Origin of the sequence: Paenarthrobacter sp. AMU7 (assembly GCF_041200195.1) — a bacterium.
GTDB lineage: Bacteria > Actinomycetota > Actinomycetes > Actinomycetales > Micrococcaceae > Arthrobacter.
On sequence record NZ_CP165735.1, the window covers coordinates 2,776,389 to 2,802,249 of the forward strand.

General features: G+C 63.2%; 19 protein-coding genes. 5 read left to right on the plus strand and 14 right to left on the minus strand.

The window, feature by feature from the left end:
* Window positions 1-215 precede the first annotated feature (215 nt).
* Entirely contained in the window at window positions 216-1,436 is a 1,221-nt protein-coding gene (locus tag ABQM86_RS12800; RefSeq protein ID WP_369744591.1) for an MFS transporter, read from the plus strand.
* 79 nt (window positions 1,437-1,515) lie between these two features.
* Here the strand turns inward: ABQM86_RS12800 and ftsY are convergent, their stop codons facing one another.
* Together ftsY and smc are read right to left on the minus strand one after the other, a co-directional pair.
* Window positions 1,516-2,721: a signal recognition particle-docking protein FtsY gene (gene ftsY, locus ABQM86_RS12805; protein WP_207593801.1), complete on the minus strand. Its 1,206-nt coding sequence runs from the start codon at window positions 2,719-2,721 to the stop codon at window positions 1,516-1,518.
* A gap of 20 nt (window positions 2,722-2,741) precedes the next feature.
* On the minus strand, window positions 2,742-6,320 hold the full coding sequence (smc, locus tag ABQM86_RS12810) for a chromosome segregation protein SMC (protein ID WP_369744592.1): 3,579 nt from the start codon (window positions 6,318-6,320) through the stop codon (window positions 2,742-2,744).
* A gap of 351 nt (window positions 6,321-6,671) precedes the next feature.
* Between smc and ABQM86_RS12815 the strand changes: the two genes are divergently transcribed.
* Entirely contained in the window at window positions 6,672-11,582 is a 4,911-nt protein-coding gene (locus ABQM86_RS12815; protein WP_369744593.1) for a DUF4082 domain-containing protein, read from the plus strand.
* Between the two features lie 168 nt (window positions 11,583-11,750).
* Here the strand turns inward: ABQM86_RS12815 and ABQM86_RS12820 are convergent, their stop codons facing one another.
* From ABQM86_RS12820 to coaD, 8 genes are all read right to left on the minus strand, one after another.
* Window positions 11,751-12,779 carry a TolB family protein gene (locus ABQM86_RS12820; protein WP_369744594.1) on the minus strand — a complete coding sequence of 343 codons (1,029 nt, stop codon included), beginning with the start codon at window positions 12,777-12,779 and terminating at the stop codon, window positions 11,751-11,753.
* Complete coding sequence (locus ABQM86_RS12825) at window positions 12,776-13,999, minus strand: MFS transporter (RefSeq protein ID WP_369746667.1); 1,224 nt, start codon at window positions 13,997-13,999, stop codon at window positions 12,776-12,778. Before ABQM86_RS12825 ends, ABQM86_RS12820 begins: the two co-directional genes overlap by 4 nt.
* A gap of 85 nt (window positions 14,000-14,084) precedes the next feature.
* On the minus strand, window positions 14,085-14,807 hold the full coding sequence (locus ABQM86_RS12830; RefSeq protein ID WP_369744595.1) for a hypothetical protein: 723 nt from the start codon (window positions 14,805-14,807) through the stop codon (window positions 14,085-14,087).
* Window positions 14,808-14,990: 183 nt separating this feature from the next.
* Window positions 14,991-15,959 carry a bifunctional DNA-formamidopyrimidine glycosylase/DNA-(apurinic or apyrimidinic site) lyase gene (gene mutM / locus ABQM86_RS12835; RefSeq protein ID WP_207593811.1) on the minus strand — a complete coding sequence of 323 codons (969 nt, stop codon included), beginning with the start codon at window positions 15,957-15,959 and terminating at the stop codon, window positions 14,991-14,993.
* Between the two features lie 6 nt (window positions 15,960-15,965).
* Window positions 15,966-16,676 (minus strand): ribonuclease III, encoded by a 711-nt coding sequence (gene rnc, locus ABQM86_RS12840; protein ID WP_089595441.1) that lies wholly within the window; start codon window positions 16,674-16,676, stop codon window positions 15,966-15,968.
* A 23-nt stretch (window positions 16,677-16,699) separates the two neighbouring features.
* Window positions 16,700-16,903 (minus strand): 50S ribosomal protein L32, encoded by a 204-nt coding sequence (rpmF, locus tag ABQM86_RS12845; RefSeq protein WP_011775139.1) that lies wholly within the window; start codon window positions 16,901-16,903, stop codon window positions 16,700-16,702.
* 33 nt (window positions 16,904-16,936) lie between these two features.
* Window positions 16,937-17,464 (minus strand): DUF177 domain-containing protein, encoded by a 528-nt coding sequence (locus tag ABQM86_RS12850; protein WP_089595442.1) that lies wholly within the window; start codon window positions 17,462-17,464, stop codon window positions 16,937-16,939.
* Between the two features lie 166 nt (window positions 17,465-17,630).
* The gene (gene coaD / locus ABQM86_RS12855; protein ID WP_026540246.1) at window positions 17,631-18,131 is read right to left on the minus strand and encodes a pantetheine-phosphate adenylyltransferase; all 501 of its coding nucleotides are present in this window, start codon (window positions 18,129-18,131) and stop codon (window positions 17,631-17,633) included.
* A gap of 35 nt (window positions 18,132-18,166) precedes the next feature.
* Between coaD and ABQM86_RS12860 the strand changes: the two genes are divergently transcribed.
* Together ABQM86_RS12860 and ABQM86_RS12865 are read left to right on the plus strand one after the other, a co-directional pair.
* Window positions 18,167-19,432: an aminotransferase class I/II-fold pyridoxal phosphate-dependent enzyme gene (locus tag ABQM86_RS12860; protein WP_280623025.1), complete on the plus strand. Its 1,266-nt coding sequence runs from the start codon at window positions 18,167-18,169 to the stop codon at window positions 19,430-19,432.
* Window positions 19,429-20,223 carry a spermidine synthase gene (locus ABQM86_RS12865; protein WP_369746668.1) on the plus strand — a complete coding sequence of 265 codons (795 nt, stop codon included), beginning with the start codon at window positions 19,429-19,431 and terminating at the stop codon, window positions 20,221-20,223. Before ABQM86_RS12860 ends, ABQM86_RS12865 begins: the two co-directional genes overlap by 4 nt.
* A gap of 54 nt (window positions 20,224-20,277) precedes the next feature.
* On the opposite strand, the gene rsmD is transcribed toward ABQM86_RS12865, so the two are convergent.
* The 4 genes from rsmD to ABQM86_RS12885 are packed head-to-tail and all read right to left on the minus strand — an operon-like array spanning window position 20,278 to window position 25,217.
* Complete coding sequence (gene rsmD, locus ABQM86_RS12870; protein WP_369744596.1) at window positions 20,278-20,844, minus strand: 16S rRNA (guanine(966)-N(2))-methyltransferase RsmD; 567 nt, start codon at window positions 20,842-20,844, stop codon at window positions 20,278-20,280.
* Between the two features lie 51 nt (window positions 20,845-20,895).
* Window positions 20,896-23,151 (minus strand): ATP-dependent DNA helicase RecG, encoded by a 2,256-nt coding sequence (locus tag ABQM86_RS12875; protein ID WP_369744597.1) that lies wholly within the window; start codon window positions 23,149-23,151, stop codon window positions 20,896-20,898.
* Window positions 23,141-24,181, minus strand: a complete 1,041-nt coding sequence (locus tag ABQM86_RS12880; RefSeq protein ID WP_207593815.1) for a DAK2 domain-containing protein — start codon at window positions 24,179-24,181, stop codon at window positions 23,141-23,143. Before ABQM86_RS12880 ends, ABQM86_RS12875 begins: the two co-directional genes overlap by 11 nt.
* Before the next feature lie 22 nt (window positions 24,182-24,203).
* Window positions 24,204-25,217, minus strand: coding sequence for a thiamine-phosphate kinase (locus ABQM86_RS12885; protein ID WP_369744598.1), 1,014 nt, complete (start codon window positions 25,215-25,217; stop codon window positions 24,204-24,206).
* Window positions 25,218-25,339: 122 nt separating this feature from the next.
* On the opposite strand from ABQM86_RS12885, the gene ABQM86_RS12890 reads away from it, so the two are divergent.
* Window positions 25,340-25,849: a DUF3515 domain-containing protein gene (locus ABQM86_RS12890; RefSeq protein WP_207593817.1), complete on the plus strand. Its 510-nt coding sequence runs from the start codon at window positions 25,340-25,342 to the stop codon at window positions 25,847-25,849.
* Window positions 25,850-25,861 lie beyond the last annotated feature (12 nt).

Sequence of the window (25,861 nt, forward strand, 5' to 3'; positions counted from 1 at the left end):
TGACGCCGTTTGCGTCCTGCTTAAGAGTTTTGTGCCGCCGTGTTTCACCTGCTCGGGTTTTATATTGCGCGCTGGTTACAACAACCTCCCCAACGTAAATGGTGCATATCTCCGGTGTTACGGATATGTTTCAGGCGTCGGACTTCTCTGGAAATCCCCGGTTTTTGACCATCCGGCCCACCACGGCCCCACATCACCTGAAGGACCCGCCCCGTATGACGCAGCCGCCCAGATCCGTCAAAGCTCCAAGGATCCGGCAGGACAAAGCCCCGTTGCCCCGCGACATTAAGGTGATGTTGGCTGCAGCGTTCCTGATCGCCTTGGGGTTCGGGCTGGTGGCGCCCGTCTTGCCGCAATTCGCCACCACCTTCGACGTTGGCGCCACGGCTGCCGCTGTGATCGTCAGCATCTTCGCCTTCATGCGCCTGGTGTTTGCTCCGGCAGGCGGTGCCCTGATCGGACGCTTTGGAGAACGGAACGTCTACGTCTCAGGCCTGCTGATCGTGGCAGTGTCCACGGCGGCGTGCGCGTTTGCCCAGGATTACTGGCAACTGCTGATCTTCCGTGGCCTCGGAGGAGCCGGCTCCGTCATGTTTACCGTGGCCGCGATGGGACTGCTTATCCGCCTCGCACCCCCTGAACGACGAGGGCGGGTCTCCGGCGCGTATGCCTCAGCCTTCCTGATCGGCAGCGTCCTGGGGCCGGTAGTAGGAGGTCTGCTGGCAGGTTTCGGCCTCCGGGTACCTTTCCTGGCGTACGCAGGAGCGCTCCTGGTGGCGGCGCTGGTGGTCCGGACCATGCTGAGCGGTGAGGGCAACGCCGCAGAAGATGCTGAGCCGGCACCGGCCATGACCCTGAAGGAAGCTCTGTCCGATTCCGCTTACCGTGCCGCGGTGTTCTCGAGTTTCGGTAATGGCTGGGTGACGTTCGGTGTCCGCATGGCTACTATTCCACTGTTCGCGGTGGCTGTCCTGCAGTCCAAACCTGAGACGGCAGCCTGGGCCTTGGCCATCTTTGCGGTGGGCAACGCCTTGGCGTTGACCTTCTCCGGGCGTTTGGCCGATGCCTGGGGACGGAAGCCCCTGCTGATCCCCGGACTGCTCATCACGGGCGCGGCCACCGGCGTTATCGGCCTCACCACGGACCTGACCGGATTCCTTGTCGCTTCTGCGGTGGCTGGGTTCGGATCCGGCTTGTTGGGCCCGGCCCAACAAGCCGCCGTCGCTGATGTCATTGGCAGGGGACGCTCCGGAGGCAAGGTGCTCGCGGTCTTCCAAATGGCTGCGGACACGGGTGCCATCATCGGACCGGTTGTGGCGGGCCTCCTGGCCGACCAGCTGGGCTATGGCTGGGCGTTTGGCATCACAGGTGGCGTTCTGCTCCTCACGGCAGCAGGTTGGTTACTGGCCCGGGAACCCCTTAAACCCAAAAACTGACGGGCAGCCTTGGTGCGCCCTGAGTCCTCAGGGCGCACCAAGCTGCCAGCCAGTTGAGTGCGGAGGGTTTGGACCCGCGCTAGTTGAGCAGTGCGTCCACGAAGCTCTCGGCGTCGAACGGTGCGAGGTCGTCGGGGCCTTCGCCCAAGCCAATGAGCTTGACCGGCACGCCCAGCGACTTCTGGATGGCCACAACGATTCCGCCCTTTGCGGTTCCGTCCAGCTTGGTCAGCACGATGCCGGTGATATTGACCACCTCGGCGAAAACGCGGGCCTGGTTGAGGCCGTTCTGCCCGGTAGTGGCGTCCAGCACCAGCAGGACCTCGTCCACTTCAGCCAGCTTCTCGATGACGCGCTTGACCTTGCCGAGTTCGTCCATCAGGCCGGTCTTGTTCTGCAGTCGTCCAGCGGTATCCACCATGACAACATCGACCTCCTGGTCGATGCCGGCTTTCACGGCCTCGTAAGCCACCGAGGCGGGGTCGGCGCCGTCGATGTCCGACCTGACGGTGGGGACACCTACACGCTGTCCCCACGTGGCCAACTGCTCGGCAGCAGCTGCGCGGAAAGTATCAGCGGCCCCCAGCAGGACGTCCTTGTCTTCGGCAACCAGGACGCGTGCCAGCTTGCCCACCGTGGTGGTCTTGCCCACGCCGTTCACACCAACAACAAGCACGACGGCGGGACGGTCACCCTTGCGCTCGACGTTCAACGAGCGGTCCATGGAGGGATCCACCAGCTTGATGAGTTCCTCGCGGAGCATCGCCTTGACGTCCTCGGGGCTGCGGGTGCCCAAGACCTTCACGCGCTCACGCAGTGCATCAACCAGCTGCATGGTGGGTTCGGTGCCGAGGTCGGCCAGGAGGAGGGTTTCCTCCACCTCGTCCCACACGTCTTCGTCGATCTTGTCGCCGGACAGCAGAGCCAGGAGGCCCTTGCCCAGGATGCTGTTGGACTTGACCAAGCGGGCGCGCAGGCGGGTCAGGCGGCCTTCAACCGGCGCAGGAGTGTCGATGGCAATGGTTTCGAGCCCGGCGGCATCATCGGGCACATCCGCGCCCTCGACGGTTCCGTCAAAGGTGGGAGCCGGGGCCTTCACCGCGTCCGGGCGCTCTTCCACCAAGGTTCCGCCGCCCGCTGCCGGCGACTGCAGGGGGTCGTTCGCATCCCGGGTTCCGGGGTATTTCGCTCCGGACTTCCGGGCCTTCAGGAGTACCGGCACGAGTCCGCCGACCACCACGAGGGCAGCGAGAATGGACAGAATTATGGGTAGGAAATCGTTCACTCCCCTACCTTCTCATAAAGCTACGCCCCGGCACCGAGCCTCTGGCTGATGACGGTGGAGACGCCATCGCCCCTCATCGTCACCCCATAGAGGGCGTCTGCCACTTCCATGGTCCGCTTCTGGTGGGTGATCACAATCAACTGGCTGGACTCGCGCAGTTCCTCAAAAATGGTGATGAGCCGGCCCAGGTTGGTGTCGTCCAGTGCCGCTTCCACTTCGTCCATGACATAAAAGGGCGACGGGCGGGCTTTGAAAATTGCCACCAACAGTGCCACTGCCGTGAGGGACCGTTCACCACCGGAGAGCAGGGACAGCCGTTTGATCTTCTTGCCCGCGGGCCGTGCCTCCACTTCGATTCCCGTGTTCAGCATGTCGCCGGGATCCGTGAGTACCAGCTTTCCCTCACCGCCGGGGAAAAGCCTGGCAAAGACGTGGTCGAACTGGGCGGAGGTGTCGGCGAAGGCCTCAGTGAAGACCTGCTGGACCCGGGCGTCCACTTCTTTGATGATGTCCAACAGGTCTTTGCGGCTGGATTTGAGGTCTTCGAGCTGCGAGCTGAGGAACTGATGCCGTTCTTCCAGTGCGGCAAACTCCTCCAGAGCCAGGGGGTTCACTTTGCCCAAGGCAGCCAGCTCCCGCTCAGCCTTTCTGAGTCTTTTCTCCTGCTCAGCCCTGACGAACGGAATGCCGTCCACTATTGCCTGGCCATGCTCATCAACGGGTGTCCGGAGCTCTGCCCACTTGTCGGCAGTGGCTCCGGCGGGCACCGGAACAGGCAGCCCGGGTCCATAGTCTGCCACGAGTTGTTCGCCGGACAGGCCGAGTTCCTCTATGGAACGTGTCTCCAAGGCCTCGATACGCAGGCGCTGCTGGGTCCGCGCCATCTCGTCCCGATGCACGGAGTCCGTCAGTTCGGCCAACTCCTTCGCCAAGGCCTCATTGCCGGTCCGGACCAGCGTCAGCTCCGTCTCCAGCCGTTCCCGGGTCTGCTCTGCGAGGTCGCGCTCCCAGCCGGCAGCCTCCACCGAGACATCGATGAACCGCAGGGCCTGTTCCACCGCTGAAGCTACTGCTGCCGCACGCTGCGCCTGGGCTCGGCGGCGCTGGGCCCTACGGGCCGCCTCTTCACGGGCGCGCCGTTCCGTTGCGGCTGCCCGCTCAAGCGACGCGGCCCGGTTGCTGATCGCCCCCAGTTGCTCTTCTGCCGTCCTGAGGGCCAGGCGGGCTTCTGTTTCGAAGGAACGGGCCATCCTGGCTTGCGCGGCCAGTTCGTCGCGCTGATCCGTGGATGGTTCCTCGTCCGGGGCCTCCTGGGCGGCGGCGAGGCGTTCCGCGGCGACTTCAAGATCCAGTTGGGCTTCAGCGATGTTGGCTTCGGCCTTGGCCATGGAGGCGGCCAGCCTGTCGCTTTCGCCCACGGCACTGCGAAGGACGGAATTGAGGTGGCCCAGGCGCTCCGCCACTGCAGCCAGTCGGGCATCGGACTCGTGCAGGCGTTCCAGCGCGGCGTCCGCACGGTCCTGCGCTTCAGCGCGGCGGGACTGGGCGCCTGCCAGGGCAAAACGGCCCCGCTCCAAGCGGGCAGTGACCTCCTGGAGGCGGGCACCGGCGTCGTCCACTGCTGCCTGGACTTCCAACAGCGACGGCGCTGTGGCCGAACCGCCGGTGACGGTCAGGGACGTGAAGACGTCACCTTCCCTCGTCACCGCCTTCAGGTCCGGTTGTTCGGAAATGAAGGCCGCCGCGGCGTCAAGATCGTCGACGACGGCGGTCCCCGCCAGAAGGGCCAACACGCCTTCCGCTGCGGGATCGGAAATTTTCACGACGTCGGACGCCCAGCGGCCGCCGTGCGGAAGCGGCACGTCGGCTGGAGTATCTCCGTCAGCGGCGGAACCACCGGCGAGAACCAGGGCTGCCCGCCCGGCGTCGGCGTCTTTCAGGGATCTGAGGGCTGCTGCTGCACTTGCAGCATCTGCAACGACCAAGGCGTCCGAGGCGCTCCCCAATGCTGCGGCGACGGCTGCCTCGAAACCGGGCTCAATGGCCACCAACGCAGCCAGCGGTCCGAGAACGCCCTCGGCCGTCAGGAGGCTGCCGGAGCCATCCTTCCGGTTGAGTCCCAGTTGCAGGGCATCCCTGCGCGCTGTCAGGGCATCCCTCTCGCGGACAGCTTCCCGTTCCGCGGCTTTCAGTTCCTCAATTTCGGCAAGGACAGCATCCAGGACATCGTTCGCATTTTCGTAGTCGGCATCCAAGCTCTCCTCGCCGTCCTCAACGCCGGCCACCTGGGATTCAAGCGCCGTGAACTCGCTCTGGGCCTTGCGGCGACGTTCTTCGCCGGATGCGAGGGATTCCCTGAGCCGGCCACGTTCAGCTTCGGCGGCTTCGGCCCTGGACCTGGCGGCCGCCACTTGGCCTGCAAGCCTGGCGAGCCCTTCCCTGCGGTCGGCAGCGGCGCGCAACATGGCCGTGAGCCGCTTGTCTTCGGCGGCCGCCAGCGATTCAGCAGCGTCCTTGGCCACCGTGGCTTCAAGAAGTGCGGCTTGCTTCGCCAGGATGTCATGCTGCAGGGCGGACTCTTCCTCGCGGACCCGGGCGGCCTGGCGTTCCAGCTGCTCCGGGTCCCGTCCTGTATCCGCCGCGGCCTCAGAGGAACCCAGAAGCCGGCGACGCTCAGAAGCAAGGGATCCAAGAGAACGCAACCTCTCCCGGCCGGCAGAGAGCTGGTACCAATGATCACGCGCGGCGTTGAGCTTCGGGGTTGATTCGGCGGCCTGCTGTTCCAAGGCAGCCTGGCGCCGACGTCCGGTCCCCAGTTCCGCCTCCACCACCTGGCGTCGTTCCTTCAACGCCGCTTCGTCAGCAACATCCTGTTCAAGACTTGTAGTGAGCTGCACCAGGTCATCGGCCAGGAGGCGGGCCCTGGCATCCCTGACATCGAACTGGACCGTCTGGGCACGGCGGGCGATTTCCGCCTGCTTGCCCAAAGGAGTCAATTGACGCCGGATTTCCGCGGTAAGGTCGCCGAGCCGTGCCAGGTTGGCCTGCATGGCTTCGAGTTTGCGGACGGTCTTTTCCTTGCGGCGGCGATGCTTGAGGATTCCTGCTGCCTCTTCAATGAAACCCCGCCGGTCTTCCGGTGTGGCGTGCAGGACCCTGTCCAGTTGGCCCTGGCCCACAATGACGTGCATTTCGCGACCCAGGCCTGAATCGGAGAGGAGTTCCTGGATGTCCAGAAGCCTGCAGGGTGCGCCGTTGATGGCGTATTCGGAGCCGCCGGTCCGGAAGAGTGTCCGGGAGATGGTGACTTCGCTGTAGTCGATGGGGAGCGCGTTGTCCGCGTTGTCTATGGTGAGGGAGACATGCGCACGGCCCAGGGGCGGCCGGCCGGACGTGCCGGCGAAGATGACATCCTCCATCTTGCCGCCGCGAAGTGTTTTTGCACCCTGCTCCCCCATCACCCATGCCAAGGCATCAACCACGTTGGATTTACCCGACCCGTTGGGACCGACGACAGCAGTGACGCCGGGCTCAAAGTCGAACGTCGTAGCCGACGCGAACGACTTGAATCCTCGGACAGTCAAACTTTTCAGGTGCAAGGCGCTTCGGTTCTCCTGGGTGGCCGTTGTATCCCCTAAATCTACTGCCGTTTGAGCGAAATCCATGGATCTGTTGCCGGAACGCCTTGTGATCGGCCGGACACACCCCTACACTCCTGCCAAGGGCTACTTGGCCTGTTCGTTCCGGTGATCCGGCTGCAGCATGAACTTTGGTTCTGCCACTGCCGGATCCGGTCCCGATCTTCGGAACGTCGAGCCAAGTGCACAATGCCCCATGTTCCATAACTGAAGATCTTGGTTTGACCCTGGCTGGGGAGCGGCAAGCAGGGCCCGTGTATGAAATCGCGGACCCGCATATGCATTTTCGGCGCGCCACCCCCAGGAGTTCTGATGCCCGGTACTTCAGCCAACCGACCCCAGCGAGTCCTCAAGGGTTTCCTCGTGCCCTTGGTGATCGCCACGGTGGCGGCCCTCTTGCCCCTTACTGCGCCAGCGGCGGTGGCTGCGGGTCCTTGCGACCCTGTAGTGAACCTCGTGGCCTGTGAGAATTCCAAAACCGGCAGTCCGCCGTCGGAGTGGGACATCAATGGTGCCGGCGACGACAGCATCCAGGGCTTCTCCACCGAGATCAGTGTCAATGCCGGCCAACCCATCCGATTCAAGGTGGATACCAACGCATCGAGCTACACCATCGGGATTTACCGGACGGGCTGGTATGCGGGCAATGGCGCCCGCAAGATCGCTGACGTGACGCCATCAGTGTTTCGCCAGACCCAACCCGCATGCCGCAGCGACGTCACCACGGAGCTGTACGACTGCGGCACGTGGGCAGTATCGGCGACGTGGCAGGTCCCGGCCACCGCTGTCTCAGGGGTCTACATCGCGCTCCTCCGGCGTCCGGACACGGGTGCGAAGAGCCACATCACGTTCATCGTCCGCAATGACGGCAACCGCTCCGCCGTCGTGTTCCAGACCGCTGATCAGACATGGCAGGCCTACAACACCTACGGCGGCTCTGACTTCTACCAGGGCGCCGCGAACGGACGGTCCTACAAAGTCAGCTACAACCGGCCCATGGCAACCAGGGATGGCCCTGGCGGAAGGGACTTCTACTTTTCCAACGAATACCCCATGGTGCGTTTCCTGGAACAGAACGGTTATGACGTCAGCTATATCAGCGGCCTGGATACGCACCGCAACGGCGCCGAGCTGTTGAACCACAAGGTGTTCCTCTCGGTCGGCCACGACGAATATTGGTCGGGCCCCCAACGGGCCAACGTCACTGCCGCCAGGGACGCCGGCGTCAATCTCCAGTTCCTGTCGGGCAACGAAATGTACTGGCGCACCAGGTTTGAGCCTTCAACTGTTGACAGTGCCGCCAACCGTACCCTGACTTGCTACAAGGAAACCTGGGGAAACGCCAAGATCGACCCCAGCACGGAGTGGACAGGCACATGGCGTGACCCGCGCTTCGCTTCCCAAGCCAACGGCGGAGGCCTGCCCGAAAATGCCGTAACCGGGACAATCTATATGTCCAATCACTCGGACCTGCCGGTGACCGTCAAAGCGGACGAGGGCAAGACTAGGCTATGGCGGAACACCACCTTGGCATCGATGCCCGCAGGTTCCTCGACAGCACTTGCACCCCACACCGTCGGCTACGAATCCAATGAGGACCTGGACAACGGGTTCCGGCCTGCGGGACTCATCAGGCTCTCCACCACCGTGGGAAACGTACCGGAATATCTGCAGGACTTCGGCAACACCGTAGCTCCCGGCACCACCACCCACAACGTAACCCTTTACCGCGCCGCCAGTGGCGCGTTGGTCTTTTCAGCAGGCAGCGTCCAGTGGACCTGGGGCCTGGACCAGGAGCACGACGGCGACGGCGCACCCGCCGATGCCCGCATGCGGCAGGCGCAGGTCAACATCCTCGCCGACATGGGTGCGCAACCCGCCACTCGCGCGGCAGGATTGGTTGCCGCGGTCGCCAGCACCGATACCACCAAGCCCACCGCCGCCATCTCCGCACCAGCCAACGGGGCTACCGTGGCGCACGGCAGCTCCGTCACCGTGACGGGCACTGCCACGGATGTGGGTGGCGTTGTGGCCGGCGTCGAAGTGTCCACCGACGGTGGAACCACCTGGCACCCCGCCACGGGAAAGCAGAGCTGGACCTATACGTACATCCAGAAGGGCCTCGCTACGGCCACCATCCAGGCGCGGGCCATCGACGACAGCGCCAACATCGGTGCCGCCGTCACCAGGAATCTGTCCCTCAGCGGACCGTACAGCGTTTTCGGCCAAACAGTACCTGCCGTCAAAGACTCAGGTGACGGTGGAGCCTACGAAATGGGTCTACGGTTCACCCCCTCTGTAGACGGCTTCATCACCGGCGTCCGCTTCTACAAGAGCACCGCCAACACCGGCACGCACACCGGCTCGTTGTGGAGCGCGACCGGCGAGCGCCTGGCGACGACCACGTTCACCAATGAAACTGCGTCCGGCTGGCAAACTGCCCTGTTCAGCCAGGCCGTGCCTGTTGCGGCCGGCCAGAAATATACGGTGTCTTATTGGGCACCTAATGGCCACTACGCCACCAAGGACCATCAATGGGCGAGTTTCGGTTCCACCGACGCGCCTTTGAAGGTTGCGGGTGGTTTCGGCGCTGAACCGGCGGGCGTCTACAGCACCTCGCCAGGATTCCCCACCACCAGCTTCAACGGTGGCAACTACTTCGCGGACGCGCTCTTCAGCACGGTAGACAGCTCCCCCATGACCGTCTCGGGCCACACGCCCATTCCGTCGTCGTCGAGCGTGTCCGTGAATACCAAAGTAAGTGCCGTCTTCTCCAAGCCGGTCACTGCGGCAAGCGTCCAGCTGACGTTGCAGTCGCCGTCGGGACCTGTGGCAGGCACTACGGCGTACGACGCCGCAACGCGGCGGGCCACTTTCACGCCGTCGAGCGCTCTGGCGTTCAGCACCCAATTCACGGCGACGTTGTCCGGCACCGATTCAATCGGCGGTCAGGTCACGGCCGGTGGCACCTGGTCCTTCACCACTGCAGCCACGATGCCTGTTCCGGGCGCCTGCCCCTGCAGCCTCTTCGATGACTCCGTCACACCCGGCATCGCCGAGCTGCGTGAAGGCGTGCCGGTGACCCTCGGAGTGAGGTTCTCCAGTGTTTCCGCGGGTGAGGTATTGGGTATCCGCTTCTACAAGTCCGCTGGTAACACAGGTGCCCACAACGGAGCCTTGTACACAGCCGCAGGACAGCAGTTGGCCACGGTGGCATTCACCAACGAAAGTGCCTCAGGATGGCAGACCGCCATGTTCAGCCAGCCTGTCCAGATGGCCGCGAACACAGAGTACATCGTGTCCTACAAGTCGCTGACCGGTACCTACTCGGCCACCACCAACGGCTTCGGGTCAGGGCTCAGTGTTGGTCCGTTGCGGGCGGCATCGGATGCCGGGGCGTACACCTACAGCGGCGACTTTGCCGCCTCGCGATCGACCACCAGCTACTTGGTGGACGTCGTGGTGACGGTACCGAATCCGCCATTCACGGTCGGCTCACACTCGCCCCTGCCAAACGCTTCGAGTGTTCCACTGAACACCGCAGTCAGTGCCGTGCTGTCCGAGGCTGCGGTGGCGTCCAGCGTCAGCATGGCAGTCAAGGTGACGGGTGGCGCCGCAGTTGCCGGCGCGACGACCTATGACTCAGCTACCCGTAAAGTCACGTTCACCCCCACCGCTGCCTTGACCGCAGGGACCTCCTACACGGCCACCGTGACGGCAACGTCCGTCTCCGGGCAACCGATGTCTGCTGGTGGAACGTGGACCTTCACCACAGTTCCAGCACCGCGTACTCCCGGCGTCTGCCCGTGCACGCTGTACCAGGACACAGTGACACCTGCAACACCCAACGCCGATGACGGAGTTTCGTTGTCGCTCGGCGTCAGGTTCGCCAGCGACACTGCGGGCCAGATCACCGGAGTGCGCTTCTACAAGGCGGCCGGCAACACGGGAACCCACACTGGTTCGCTCTACACGGCCACGGGACAACTCCTGGCCACGGTCACCTTCACCAATGAGTCGAGTACCGGCTGGCAAACGGCAACATTCAGCCAACCGGTGACCATTACGGCCGATACTGAGTACGTGGCGGCGTACAAGGCCCCCACCGGCAAGTACTCCTATACCGCCGGCGGATTCGGTGAAGGGTTCACCAGCGGGCCACTGCGTACGGCGGCTGACTCGGGAGCTTTCGGATACAACAGTGACTTCCCGGGTTCCTCCTCTACCGCCAGTTACCTGGTGGATGTGGTGTTCGCCACCGCCGCGCAGCCCCTGACGATCTCCGAACAGGTACCGGCTCCCGGGGCCACGGGCATTCCAACGGATGTGAAGCCTTCCATCACTTTCTCCTCCGCCATCCGCCCGGGGGCGTCGTTCACCCTGACAGCGAACGGCAACCCGGCAGCCGGTACAGCTGCCCTCTCTGCGGACAGCCGGACCGTCACGTTCACCCCCACCGCGGCGCTGCCCAACAGCACCGTGATCTCGGCCAGCGTCAGTAATGTCGTCTCCCAACAGGGGCAGTCGTTCCCGACTACCAACTGGCAATTCACCACTGCGGCGCCCACCGTCCAGGTGTCCACGATCTTTGGATCGCTGACGCCCCAGATAGTTTCCGCATCCGACTTCATGCCTGTGGAACTTGGTACTGCTTTCAGTGTTTCGCAGGCAGGGAACGTAACGGGCATACGTTTCTACAAGGGGGCTGGCAACACCGGAACCCACGTGGGTTCGTTGTGGAACTCGGCAGGTTCGCGCCTGGCGCAGGTGACCTTCACCAATGAGACCGCCACGGGCTGGCAAACTGCCACCCTCTCCGCACCAGTCGCGTTGGTGACAGGCCAAACCTACGTGGTGTCCTACAGGGCACCCAATGGCCGCTACTCCTACACCTCAGGGTTCTTCAACCAGACCTACACCAGCGGGGTGTTCACCGCCAGTGGCCCGAACAACGGCCGCTACCGGTATGGATCCGGTGGCGTCATGCCGGCCAACTCCTGGAACGCGACCAACTACTTTGTCGATGTGGTGTACTCCTTCACCACCCCGGCGCAGCAGCAGGCTGCACCCGCTCCGTCGCCCACAGCTACTCAGACGGCCTCGCCCACACCGTCACCCACGGCAACGGCGACGGCTACTGCTTCCCCGGGCCCCTCGCCCAGTCCGACTCCCAGTCCAACCCAGTCGGGTGGGTTGCTCTGCGGGCTGCTGGGTACATGCTGAGGGTCTGCTGACACACCGCTTCCGCTGGCGCCCGACCCCTGAACTCCGGGTCGGGCGACAGCGGAGCTTTGCCAGGGGCACTTTCACGGCCGCTTCCCTTAGCGCGTCCTCTTCAGCGGGCTCGTTGTGGCGGGAGCACCTGCATCATGGCCCCTCACCGCGGCTGCTTCAGCGGACGACGCTTGGCGACCACGCGTGGGCGATGAACAGGCTGGGCTGCGAGCCCGGTTCGGTGCCAAGCTGCCAAATGTTGCTGTCGCCCTCCACTGCATCATCTGCCAAGCCATAGAGCAGTGTCCGGTCATCCAGCCATTCGATCTGGTCATCCACGCTACGCTTTTCCGCAAGAACCGTTTCCCGACCTGACGCTAGGTCAAGGACGGCGACCTTCCAATGGGCCACCAGCCCTCCGCCGTCGTTCTTCTTATAAGCGATCCGAGTACCGTCAGGAGAAATCGACGGGCACTCCACATGGTCGTGAATGGCGGTGAGGGTTTTCGCGGACAGGCTCCCCCGGACCAGCCAGACACGGCCCGACGACGCCGCTGTGGCGTAGAAGACATCACTCTGTCCTGGCGCGAAGGTCACTCCCCAGATGTTCCTGTCCGTGGCAACCAGGCGCTCACCGTTAACCATCAACGCGAAGTCCTCAAGGTTTCCGGACGTACCCCCGGGCAAACTGATTTCAGTGGCTGTGGAAAATCCCGAAGCAGCGTAGGAGTGACCCGTGACAAAGACGGTAGTAGCGATCATGGAGCCGTCAGCGCTGACCCGGGTCCTGCTCGGAATGCCCGGGAGGGGCCATGAACGCTGGATCTGCCAGTCGCGGTTCATGACTGCTGCTTCGAAGGCGGTCACCAGCCCGCGGTTCGTCTTCAAGCACACTACAGTTTCGGCCGTTCCATGGACGCGGTCGCACTCTTGTTCACTCACCGCCCGCGTACCGCCCGGAGCGGACAGGGGCACAGTTGCCGCGTTGCCATAGCCCTGGCCCGACGCCGTGTTCCGGAAAAGGACAAAAGGGGCAGCCGGAAGCGGCTGGCCAGCAGTGATACCTACGGACGAAGCCGCGGTCCTGCTCTCTTCGAACCGCTGGTAGGCGCCCACCGCATAGATTCCGGCCGCTGCCAACACGAGTGCTGTCACGGCGAGGAGAACACCCCACCGCGCCTTGCTGCCGGTCAGTGTCCCACTCATGCCCCGCTGCCCGCGTCCTGTTGTGCGGCTGGCCCGGCACTTCGCAGGATCACGGTGACAGCCACCACTGCACAGGCCAGGAGTCCGCTGGCCACCACCATCGCCGTCGACGCTCCCACGGCATACCAGAGCACGCCAAAGCCCGCGGAGGCGGTCATCCGGCTCAACGCCACCACCGTTTGGGCTGAAGCAATTCCTGTAGCAAGCTTCCCCGCCGGCGTGAGTTGGCTGGCCAAGGCGGCCAGGACGCCATCGGTTGCGGCGTAAAACGCTCCCAGGAGGACCAGGCACCCCACAGTGCCCCACAATCCACCGAAAGGCGCCGCAGCGAGAAGGTATGTTGCCAGCAAGGCGATATGCCCGCCCACAAAAACCGGAATTTTGCCCACCCTGTCAGCCAGCCGCCCCAGCGGAATTGCGAGGGCAAGGAACACCACATTGGTCCCGACGAACAACAACGGGAACCACTGGACGGCGAACGAGTCCCTGGCCTGCAGAACCAGGTAGATGAAGCCATCTCCGATGGTCACCACACCCAGAAGGCCTGCGGCGATCAGCAGCTTGCCCAGCCCTGGTTCCTTCAAATGGCTCCACGAAAAGGCAAAGAGCCGCCGGTCCTCCCGTCCCTCAGTGCTCTTCAGGCCGTGGGCGCGGATATCCGGCACAACCAGTGCCAGGACGGCGACTCCGATCACCGCGAAGGCAAGAGACACCACAAAGACGGTGCTGAATCCGTTGGGAATCATCAACAGGACAAGGAAAGCGATCAACGGCCCGGCCGCAGCCCCTATATTGTCCAGCATTCTGTGAACGCCAAAGGACCGCGCCAAATGTTCTGGCTGGGCGGAGACCGAGATCAGTGCGTCCCTTGGTGCAGTGCGAATTCCCTTGCCGATTCTGTCGCCGGTCACAATGGCCGCAATCGCCCAGAAACCACCGGCAAAGAGGAAACCGATTCTGGCAAGCATGGAAAGGCCATAACCGGCCAGCGCTATCCGTTTGGGGTGCCCGCTGCGGTCGGCTGCCCACCCGGCCGCAATCCTGACGATGGCACTGGCGCCTTGGTTGATGCCGTCGATGAAGCCAAACGCGATAGTGGACAGCCCTAAAAACCCCGTCACGTACAAGGGAAGGATTGCCGTGACCGACTCGGAAGAAACGTCCGTCACCATGCTCACGATGCCCAACCAGAGGATGACCGGGGACAAACGGAACGGCACCTCCGCCGCCAGTGCCGTTGCGTTGTTCCGTGACTTGTCCCGTTTACCGCCGCTGTGGTCTGAAAGCGAAATGTACATCGATTCCCTACTCCGCCCTCGTGTGCAGGCTGCCCAGCAGCTGGAAGCGCGAGTTGCCGGTTCCCGTGGTGGCCACTGAAACCGTTACCGTGTCAGCGCCCCGCACAAAGCGTGCCGCTACCGCACCGTCCGGGGCCGGCGCGTCCTCGGTCCAAAAGCCGTGTGACACCAACGATTGGCGGAAGAAGTCCAGGACCTCAGCCCTCGGCTTGGCAACAATGCCATCCGCTGCCAGCTGGAGGATGTCACCGGACGTGGAAACCGAGGTGGACCCAATCGTGGTCCCGGCCGGCAGCGACAGGACGCCGTCGGGCCAGCCGTCCACCAGCTCGCCCGACGCACTGCCGGGCTCCGGAAGTGCACCAGTGATGAGCGGCGCCGGCGCGGAAGGTTCAGGTAAACCTGTTGGCGTGGCAGTGACGGGAGGCAGAACTTCGAGGGGCTTGGCCGCAGATGGCCCGGCATTGCCTTCTGCTCCGCTTGTCCCGTTGCCGCTGCCCTCGGTAGCTGTGCCCCCGGTTGCGCTGTTCGCAGCGTCAGGAGCCGGACTGCCGGATGTCGGCGCGGTCGCGCCGGTGGAACCGGCGCCCGCGGCAGGGGTGGAACTGGACGACGGCGGAGCTTGCGCGGACGTGGCTCCCTGCCTGGCCATCTGGTCGAACACTACGGCCACGGCGGCAATGAGCACAGCAAGGCAGATACCTGCTATGACCAGCCGCCGCGCCATCATGGCGTACCCGGACCGGATGGGCCGCGGAAGCGGCAGTTTGATCCTGCATCAAGAACGGCTGCGGGTAGAAGTGACGCCACCCGGATTGAGGTGGCGTTGATCCTTGCGATGGCGATTCGAAGCGCCAAGCTGTTCATGGGGACAGTCTGCCATTGTGATCCGGATTCCGGAACAGTTTTGGCCCTACCAACGTCCGTTCCGTGGCCGGGGTTGGCATACGGGACACGTATAGGAGGAACGGTTCATGAACTGTTCCCTTTTCATGACACTGTGAAGGCCGATCGCCTCGCACCGGCTGCACAGTTCGCCGGCACGCCCGTACGCATTGAGGGACCGTGCAAAGTAGCCGGAGTCGCCGTTGACGTTCACGTAGAGGGAGTCGAAGCTGGTTCCGCCAGCGGCCAATGCGGCGTTCATGACGTCCTTGACCGCTTCAACCAGTTTCCCGGCATCCGCACGGCGCATGGTGTCCGTAGCCCTGGCGTAGTGGAGGCGGGCGCGCCATAAGGCTTCGTCCGCGTAGATATTGCCGATGCCGGAGATGACTGACTGATCCAGCAGCGCCCTCTTGATACCGGTCTTCCGGCTCTTGATCCTTCGGTAGAACGCGTCGAAGGAAAAATAGGGATCCAAGGGATCCCGGGCAATGTGGGCGGCTTCCGCCGCGATCTCCGGCAGTGGTGTTTCGCCCAAGCCTCCGGGGCCGCCGTCCGGCGTCGGTACCAAGGACGTCACGAACAGTCCGCCGAAAATTCTTTGGTCCACGAACCGCAGCTGTTCCGGCATGCCGTCCGCCGGGCTGAGCTTGATCCTGACTTTGAGGTGTTTTTCATCCGGAACATCCGGGTCCTGCATCAGCAGTTGGCCGCTCATTCCCAGATGGGCCATCAGAGCCACCGCAGGGAGGCTTTCAGCTGCACCTGGGTCGGTGTGGGGCAAGCCCGGCATGGCAAGGGGCATCCAGAGGAATTTGCCTCTCCGCACCACATCCAGCACCGTGGCGTGTTCCAGGTTCCCGATGAAGTCCTCCGCTCCGAGGGCATGCCGTCGGATGGACCGCGGATCAAGGACATCGACGCCGGTCACGGAACGGCCGCGGACCCAGCGCGCCAGGCCGCGGCGTACTACCTCTACTTCGGGAAGCTCAGGCATCGGGGCTCAGGCGGATGCAGGACCGGCAGCAGTCGGATCCAGGGCAGTCAAAGCACGCCAGGCGTCGGCGGCGGCTTCCTGTTCCGCTTCCTTCTTGGAATGACCCGAGCCCCGTCCGTAGGGGGTTCCGCCGATGTTCAGCACGGCTTCAAAAGTACGGGCATGGTCAGGTCCGGAACCTTCCACGGCATAGTGGATGGCGCCCAGCTGCCGGCTGGCAGTCAGTTCCTGGATGCTGGTCTTCCAGTCAGTTCCAGCACCAAGGGCTCCGGCGTCTTTCAGGAGCGGACCCACCAGCCGCATCACTAATTGGCGGGCAGTCTCCATGTCGTTGGACAGATAGGTGGCGCCAATCAAGGCTTCCATGGTGTCGGCCAGAATGGAGGCCTTGTTCTTACCGTCAGTCAGCTTCTCGCCTTGCCCGAGGTAGATGAACTCGCCAACGCCAATTGCCCGGCCGATCCCGGCCAAGGCGCGCGTACTGACGACGGCGGAGCGGCGTTTTGCAAGTTCGCCTTCAGGCAGGGTGGGGTTCTCACGGTACAGAGAGTCAGTAACCGAGAATCCCAGGATGGAGTCGCCGAGGAACTCGAGGCGCTCGTTGGTGGGAATCCCGCCGTTCTCATACGCGTATGAGCGATGTGTCAGAGCAAGACGAAGCGTCTCGGTGTCAATCGAGACACCGAGACGCTTCAGAAGCTCTTCAGTTGAAGACATCCTTAGTCAGCCTGTACGGCAGATTAGGCGTCTGCGACCTTGCGGCCCTTGTATTCAAGGAACAGCGCGGTGCCGGCAGAGTCAGTAACGACCTTTGCCTGGTGCGGCAGGCTGTAGGTAACCTGACCGTTTTCGATGGTCTTGACCAAGTTGGGGGCAGTTGCCTTCCACTGGGCACGGCGGGCGCGTGTATTTGCGCGAGACATTTTCCGCTTGGGAACAGCCACGGCTATCTCATTTCTCTCTTAGACGAACACTTACTAATCGGTTTGCCGGTCAGTCTTAGCCAGATCAGCTAGGGCAGCCCAGCGAGGGTCAATGACCTCGTGGTGGTGCCCCGGCTCGTCTTCCAGGCGCGCTCCGCATTCGGAGCACAGACCCTGGCAGTCTTCCCGGCACACCGGCTGGAACGGCAGCATAGTGACAACTGCGTCCCGCAACACCGGCTCAAGATCGATCAGATCGTACTCGACTCGACGTTGCTCTTCATCGTCTTCTCCGCCCGAAAGCTCTACGCCTTCATAGAAGAAAAGTTCTTGCACATTGACTTCAAGGTCATACGCAAGGGGATCCAGGCATCGGCCACACTCGCCGGTTACATCGACGATTACGGTGCCGGATACCAGAATTCCTTCGTGTACGGCCTCAAGGCGAAGATCCAACTCGATATCCGAGCCTTCCTTCACGCCAATGAGCGCCACACCAAGGTCACTTGGCGCAGGTACATGCTCGTTGAGTGTCCGCATGGTCCCTGGACTGCGTCCAAGGTCCTTGACTACCAGCGCCAAGGGCGAACTTGCATCTCGCTTAATGAGAACTCCTGTAGAACATATGACCGACGTACCATCTTAGCCTGATCACGCTTGAGGACTCAAACTGACGCCGGGCGCGCATAAATGCGCGGTGGTTTCAGCTTGGGGCACTCCGCATAAGGGCGCGAGGTACCCATCAAGCCTACCCCTTGCGCGGGTGTTCCGTTGCAGGCTCGCCAGCGAGGAGACGTTTCAGTACTGACTTGGGCACGAAATCCGAGATGTCCCCTCCCAAAACGTTCACCTCTTTGATGAGTGTCGAAGACAAGTGAACATAGTGCGCTTCAGCAGGAAGGAACACAGTTTCCACACCGGCCAGTTGACGGTTCATGGTGGCCATGGGCAGTTCGTAGTCGAAATCGGACGATGAGCGGAGGCCCTTGACGATGGCCGATACGCCCCGGTGGCGGCAGTACTCAGCCAACAGTCCTTCGCCCATGGGCTCCACGATGATTCCGCGAAGGGACGCCAGCGTTTCGCGTGCCATTTCCATGCGGTCTTCCAGGCTGAACCTGTACTTTTTGGCGTAGTTGGTGGACACGGCCACAATGACTTCGTCAAAGAGGCCGGCCGCCCGGGCAATGACTTCGAGATGTCCGTTGTGGATAGGGTCAAAGGATCCAGGGCATACCGCTCGTCTCATGAGACGAACCTACCCCATAGCTTCGCCGGGATACCATGGCAGACATGGCATCCGCAGGCAGCAGCCCCTCCCTCGACACGAGCGCCGGCACCACCCCCGGTACCAGAACAGCACCTTGGCAGCGGGCCGCAACCGGAGCCAATCTACTCTCACCCGAAGGAGGGCTGGGAGTGACTATCTTCGAGGAGATGACCACACTTGCTCTCTCCACTGGAGCCATCAACCTTGGCCAGGGTTTTCCTGACGAAGACGGCCCCGATGAAATCAAAGCAGCAGCCCAAACCGCCATAGCCTCCGGGGCCAACCAATACGCACCCGGCAAAGGCCTTCCCGTTCTAAGGGAAGCGATCACGGCACACCAACAGCGGTTTTACGGCTTGGCCCCTGACCCTGACACCGAGGTCCTTGTCACCACCGGAGCAACGGAGGCGATCGCGGCAACACTGCTCGCCTTCACCCAGCCAGGTGATGAAGTCCTGACCTTCGAGCCCTTCTACGACTCCTACGGTGCCATCATTGGCATGGCAGGTGCCACGCACGTCACCGCTCCCCTGCTGGCACCGGACTTCCTCCCGGACCTCTCGGCCCTTGAAGGCGTCTTCAGTCACCGGACCCGCATTGTCCTCCTCAATAATCCGCACAACCCGACGGGCGCTGTCTTCCCCCACCATGTCCTGGCGAAGATCGTGGAACTGGCTGCCAGATACGATGCCATCATTGTCAGCGACGAAGTCTACGAGCATTTGACCTTTGGCGTGGACCACATCCCCATCACTTCCCTCCCAGGAGCAGCGGACCGGACCCTCACCGTATCCTCGGCCGGCAAGACCTTTTCCTTTACCGGCTGGAAAATCGGCTGGCTCAGCGGTCCTGAACATTTGGTTTCTGCTGTGCGCACAGTGAAACAGTTCCTGACCTACAGTTCGGGGACACCCTTTCAGGGAGCCATTGCAGTCGGCCTCGGCCTTCCCGACGGGTTCTACACCGGCATTGCCAGTACGCTCCAGCACAAACGCGACATCCTGGCAGAAGGGCTGCGTGCGGCAGGGTTCGGGGTATACATCCCCAGCGGCACCTACTTCATCAATGTGGACACCGCCCCCTTGGGTATCCGCGATTCCGTGGACCTTGCGCGGCGCCTGCCGGGACTGGTGGGAGTGGCCGCAATCCCGGTTCCTGTCTTCTGCCATCCAGAGGGGGCAGCGCGCACCCGCAGCCTGCTGCGCTTCGCTTTCTGCAAAAAGACATCCGTCCTGGAAGAAGCAGCCGAACGCCTCGCCTCGCTCAAGGACCGGCTCTGAATACCACCGGCTCCGGACACCACGTCGCCTCGCGCTACCTCCGGACCACGGGGCAGCACGCCACCATTGACGCGGATACCCTCATTGAGGGCAGCTTCATCCTCAGCATCGGCGGGGCCGAGCAATCGCACGTCAACCTCGCGGATCCGCGGGAGATATTTTATGAGTACCTGCGCAGGATCGGTCATGTAGTGGATTTGGCTGCGGCGCCCGGGGCACCCATCCGCGCACTGCATCTGGGTGCAGGGGCGTTGACCCTTGCCCGCTACATCCAGGCCACCCGCCCTGGTTCGGCACAGTATGCCGTTGAACTGGAACGCGAACTCCTGGACTTCGTGCTCCACAAACTGCCCATGCCCAACGGCACCACGCTGACTACCCACATTGGCGACGCGCGCGACGCGTTGGCGGAGCTTGACGCCGCGGTGACATTCGACGTCGTGATTCTTGATATCTTCTCCGGACCAGAGGCCCCGGCACACATCGCATGCAGGGAATTCTACGAGGAAGCTGCCGCACGGCTGGGTCCTGACGGGGTCTTGATCGTCAACGTGGGAGACGAACCCGCCCTGACCTTGGTGCGGAGCCAGGTGACGGCCCTGCGTGAGGCCATGCAGGATGTTGCCGCCGTCGCAGAAACCGGCATGTTTGAGGGCCGTTACCCCGGCAACATCATTCTTGTGGGCACACGCAGACGGTGGACGCCGGAGTGGACGGTGGAGTTGCTGGCCCGCGGCCCGCATCCTGCCGCTGTGCTCACCGGGATGGACCTGGACCGGATTGCCGGCTGAGATCCCGGCCCCGAGCCGCCAGGCTCGCCCGAGCCGCCAGGCCGGCCCGACCCGCTAGGCCGGTTCGGCGAACCATAGCTTGGTTTCGCCGTACTTCTTGTCGGCGAAGCACTCCATGGTCTCAGGCCACGCCGGTTCCGGGCTCCGCGAACTTCGCTCGACAACCACCACGGCGCCCTCATCCAAGTGCGGCGCGAGTTTTGCCAACACCTCGCTCAAGGCCGGTTCGTCCAAGGGGTACGGCGGATCGAGGAAGACCAAATCCCACAACCCGCCCGCATGTGCCCGTTCCAGGAACGATTCCACCTTGGAACGGTGGACCGAGACCTTCTTGCCGCCCAGGAGCTGGTTCACCAAGTCCGCATTGCGCTGGCAGACGTCGCTCGCCTTGGCGTCGAACTCCACCAGGTCCACGCTGCGGGCACCCCGGCTGGCGCTCTCAATGCCCAGGGCTCCCGAACCAGCGTAAAGGTCAAGGACACGGGCATCGGCGATGACCGCCAAGGATTCCAAGCGGGAAAAGAGAGCTTCCTTGACTCGGTCGGTCGTAGGCCGCGTGGCGGTTCCGGGGACGCTGGCCAGCGAGTTCCCGCCACCGACTCCCGCAATGATCCGGCTCACAGGAATGCTCCCGGTGCTGACGCGCCTTGCGGACCGCCACTCCTTGGTTTTCTAACCGCGCTCAAGGAACGCCTCCTTTTCAGGGTTCAAGTATTCGTCGATGGCTGCGGCAAGCCCCGGCTGGTGCTGGAGGGTGGGGTCCTCTGCAACAAAGCCTTGGGCGTCGGTGCGTGCGCGGGCAATGATGTCCTCATGCTCCAGGACACGGAGCAGCTTCAGCGTGGAGCGCCCACCGGATTGCGAAGCTCCCAGGATGTCGCCTTCGCGGCGGAGCTTCAAGTCTTCCTGCGACAGTTCAAAACCGTCTGTGGTTGATGCAACCGCCTCAAGCCGCCGGCGACTCGGATGCCCGGGTTCCAAGGTGGTCACCAGCAGGCAAGTGCCAGGTAAGCCGCCACGTCCTACACGCCCGCGAAGCTGGTGAAGTTGGGAAATTCCGAAGCGGTCCGCGTCCAGGATCACCATCAGGGTGGCGTTGTGGACATCCACGCCCACCTCAATGACGGTGGTGGAAACGAGCACTTTGACCTGGTTGGCGGCAAAGGATGCCATGGTCTCGGACTTCAGTTGCGGGTCCTGCCGACCGTGGAGCGGTGCCACAGGGACACCGGCCAAGGCCGGTTCCTGCAGAAGGCTCTCGACGACGGCTGTCACCGATGCGAGCTCCCGCGCTGATCCTTCCTCCGCGAGCTCGGCGTCGCTGGGTTCGACCTCTCCCGGACTGAAATCGCCGTCGTCGTCCGTTCCAATCTTGGGGCACACCACGTACACCTGGTGGCCCGACTCAACCTCTTCACGCGACCGTTTCCAAATACGATCCACCCAGCCGGGGTTCTCCACCAGTCCCACCACATGCGTGGTGATAGGGGCCCTGCCAGCGGGAAGCTCATCCAGGATGGAGGTCTCAAGGTCTCCGAAAACCGTCATCGCCACCGTGCGGGGAATGGGCGTTGCCGTCATGACTAGCAAGTGGGGCGGCCGCTGCGCTTTGGCCCGAAGGGCGTCCCGTTGCTCTACGCCGAAACGGTGTTGCTCGTCCACCACAATCAAGCCGAGGTCCTGGAAGCTGGTCTTGTCACTCAGCAAGGCGTGGGTGCCAATAACGATTCCGGCATTGCCCGAGGCTGCGTCCAACATGGCCTGTTTGCGTGCCGCCGTCGGCATGGAGCCCGTCAGCAGCGTCACGTGGACGGACTCCTGCGTCGGGTCCCCGCCAAGCATCCCCGCCCCACCGAAGACATCGTCTCGTGCCAACGATCCCAACGTCCGGCGGATCGAGTGGAAGTGCTGTGCCGCCAACACTTCCGTGGGTGCCAACAGCGCAGCCTGGCCGCCGGCATCCACCACCTGCAACATGGCCCTGAGGGCAACAACGGTTTTTCCGGAACCCACTTCGCCTTGCAACAGCCGGTTCATCGGCGCATCCCGCGCCAGTTCTTCAGCAAGCGTCTTTCCGACGGCGGACTGGCCGGCAGTCAGCGTAAAGGGCAGGTTCCGGTCAAAGCTGCTGAGCAATCCGTCGGCGCGGGGCCTGCGTGCGGTGGCTTCCTCGGCTGCAAGTTGGGCGCGCCGGCGCGCGAGGGCCGTCTGCAGGACCAATGCTTCCTGGTACCGGAACCGCTCCTGCGCCCGTTGCCAGTCCTTGGCGGTCTCCGGCGAATGGATCAAGCGGTAGGCCTCAGCCACGCTGAGCAGCCCGTCCCTGCGAACGATGCTCGCCGGAAGGGGGTCTTCCAAGGCGTCAAGGTCCATTGTCTGGAGCAAGGCCGTAATCACTTTGTGGATGGACCAACTGGTCAGCTTGGCCGTTGCCGGGTAAACCGGGATGGGCATCGCGGCAAGCTTTTCGGGGTCCATGGAACCTTCGGCTTCCGGGTCCTCATCCAGCAGCAGGAAGTCGGGGTTGGTCAGGCCAAGTGAGCCACCATAGCGGGTGACCTTGCCGGAGAACATGGCCCGCCGGCCTGCCTGAAGTTCCGCTTTGGCCCTGAAACCGTTGAAGAAGCTGACTTTCAACGTGCCCGGAGCGCCGCTTCCACCGGCTTCGTCCGTCACCACAACATCAGTGATGGAGCCGCGGCGGGCCCGCATCTGGCGCGTACTGTTGGACAGAACCCGGGCAATCAGGGTGACTTCCTCATCCAGCGGAAGGTTGCTGATGGGGGTCAGCTCGCCACGGCTGAGATACCTGCGCGGGAAATAGTTCAGCAAGGCACCCGTGGATTTGAGTCCCAGGTGCTTGTCGATGACTGCCGCGGACCGCTTGCCGATTCTGCGCTCGAGGGGTAGTTCCAGCTCAGTCATCATGCCGTGGCTGGCCTGTAATGCTGGGTTCCTGTGATGTTGGAACCTGTCCATCCCCGCTGGGCAGTGCCAATTGGCTGACGGCGATGTCCGTGGGCTCGCCCAGTGACCGAATCAGGGCCACTGCCGGCTCGGGATCTGGAACGTGAACGTGCACCCTCCACCGATAGCTTGCTTCAACCGTGGATTCCTCGTCCTCATCATCCTGGCTCCGGGCACCGCCAACCTGGCTCATGATGACCGAATCACCCATCTCATCCAGACGCTGCCTCAGGATGGCTGCATTCAAGGGGGAAAGGTTGATGGTGCACATGACTTCCACGCCGTCGTCGGCCGGCATCCGCTCATGGATGTGGGGGTCCTGCAGCTTATAGCCGTGAAGCCCGTCCAGGAGTTCGTCCTGGAGTTCTTCGCCCAGGACTGCAGAACGCAGGCAGTCCAAAATCAGCAGCATGCCAACACCCCCGGCGTCCACCACGTGGGCTTCCTGAAGTTGTGCGAGCTCGCCTTCGGTTCGGACAACTGCCTGGTAGGCGGCTTCCACGGTGGCGTCAAGAGCGAGGGCAAGGGCGTGGTTGCTGTCGTCGGAGTTTTGGGAAGCATCCACGGCCTGCGCAGCGTCCGAAGCAGCTTCCAGGACCGACAGCATGGTTCCGGCTACCGGCTCACTCAATGCGGACCATGCCCGGATCTGTGCCCTGTTCAGCGCTGTGGCGAGCAACGGTGCACTCAGCCGCGATTTACCGCCCAACGGTTCAGCAGCGGCACAGAGGAAGACAGCGAACAGCGTGCCCGAATTCCCCCGTGCCTGCTCCATGGCGGCTTGGCCGGCGCGCGACAAGACTGCGCCGACGTCGTTACCCGTTTCGGTGCTGTCCGGGGCTGCCCCGTCAAGGGCGGACACTGCTGCGCGAACCGTGAGGTACAGGTTGGTGCCGGTATCGCCGTCGGCCACGGGGAAGATGTTGATCGCATTAAGGCGATCACTGTGGTTGCCGAGGACCACCTCCGCCTTGCCGAGCCAACGTTTCATGGCGTGCGCATTCGCGGCGATCTTAGTCTGCAAAGTGATCCCATCCAACGGTGTCAGCAGCTTGCCCGGCGATCCGGACGCCGCTGCCTGGCGGCTCGACAACGGCTTGAACTGAGCCTATCGCAGTGAACCCCCGCGGCAGCTGAATTCCTGCTGGGAAGGTGGCAAGCAATCCGTGGTCCTCTCCCCCGCCCAGAACCCAGGGCATCGGGTCGCGGCCCAGGAGTACTGCAGCCGGTTCCAGAGGCAGTGCCTGGGTCTTCAAGGCCACGGGATCAAAATCCAGGGCAACATTGCTGGCTGCAGCGAGCCTGCTCCCGTCCCGTAGCAGGCCGTCCGAAATATCCATCATGGCCGTTGCACCGGCGCGTGCCGCCAAGGGTCCTGCTGCCAAAGGAGGCTGGGGACGGCATTGGATCTCCACCAAACCCCGCTGTTCTGTGTCCAGGCTGCCCATGGGAAAATTGCTTTCCAACAGTGCCCAACCGGCTGCGGCCCTGCCCAAGGTCCCTGCAACAGCCACGACGTCCCCGGGTTTGGCTCCGGACCGCAGCACAGGCGCCACGCCACCGAGGGTTCCGACGACGGCCACCGTCACCGCCAGCTCGCGGCCCCTTCCGAGGTCTCCGCCGGCAACAGAACAATCAGGGGCGCCCAGGCCATTGATTGCGGCAGTGAGGCCATCGGCGAATGACTCGACCCATTCGACGGGGGTGTCCGGCGGCATGGTCAGGCTCACGACAAGGGAGGTGGCGCTGCCGCCCATGGCATTGATGTCGCTCAGGTTTTGCGCCGCAGCCTTCCAGCCGACGTCATATCCGGTGGTCCGGTATCCGTTGTTCCACTCCAACCTGAAGTCCTGGTCCTGGGTCTGGGTGTCTATGGAAATGAGGGCACGGCCATCCGGTGCAGCGATCAGGGCGGCATCATCTCCCGGTCCCAGCAGGATGCCGGGGCTGTGGTTCAGGCGCGGAAAGATCCTGGCAAGGAGCTCGGATTCCGAAAGGTCTTGGACGGTTATTTGTTCTGCGGGCACGGCTCTACGCTATCGCGATCCACTGACACAATAGTGCCGTGCACGTGTTGCCAAGCACGTGGGTGAATGTGACCGGGGTTACGTGGATCTGCCCGGCAGCCCTCGCGGGATAGGCTGGATGGATGCACCGAAAGACCCTCCGCCGGACAGCCCTGGCCGTATCCACAGCCGCTGTGGCCGTCCTTGCTTTGTCGGCTTGTTCCCCTGCCGTTGACGTCACGGCCGCCACCGACGCCGCCAATCCTGCCTGCGCCCCGATGATGGTTGCCCTACCCGACCGGATCGGCGACGCCGCACTCCGCAAGACCAACAGCCAGGCCACGGCAGCGTGGGGCGATCCGTCCCAGGTCATCCTCCGGTGCGGTGTAAATGTTCCCGGACCCACCACAGACCGCTGCGTGAGCGTCAATGACATCGATTGGGTCATCAAAGAAGGCGATCCCGTGTACACCCTCACCACGTTTGGCCGCGAACCGGCCACCGAGATCCTGATTGATCCGGTCAAATTGGAAGCAGCGAACATCAGCTCCGCAACCGTGCTCACTGAACTCGCGGCCGCGGTGGGCAAGATCAAGGCAACCGGCAAGTGCGTGGGCCAGGAAGACCTGCAGAACCTGCCGGCCGGCAAGTAGTACCGGCCGGAC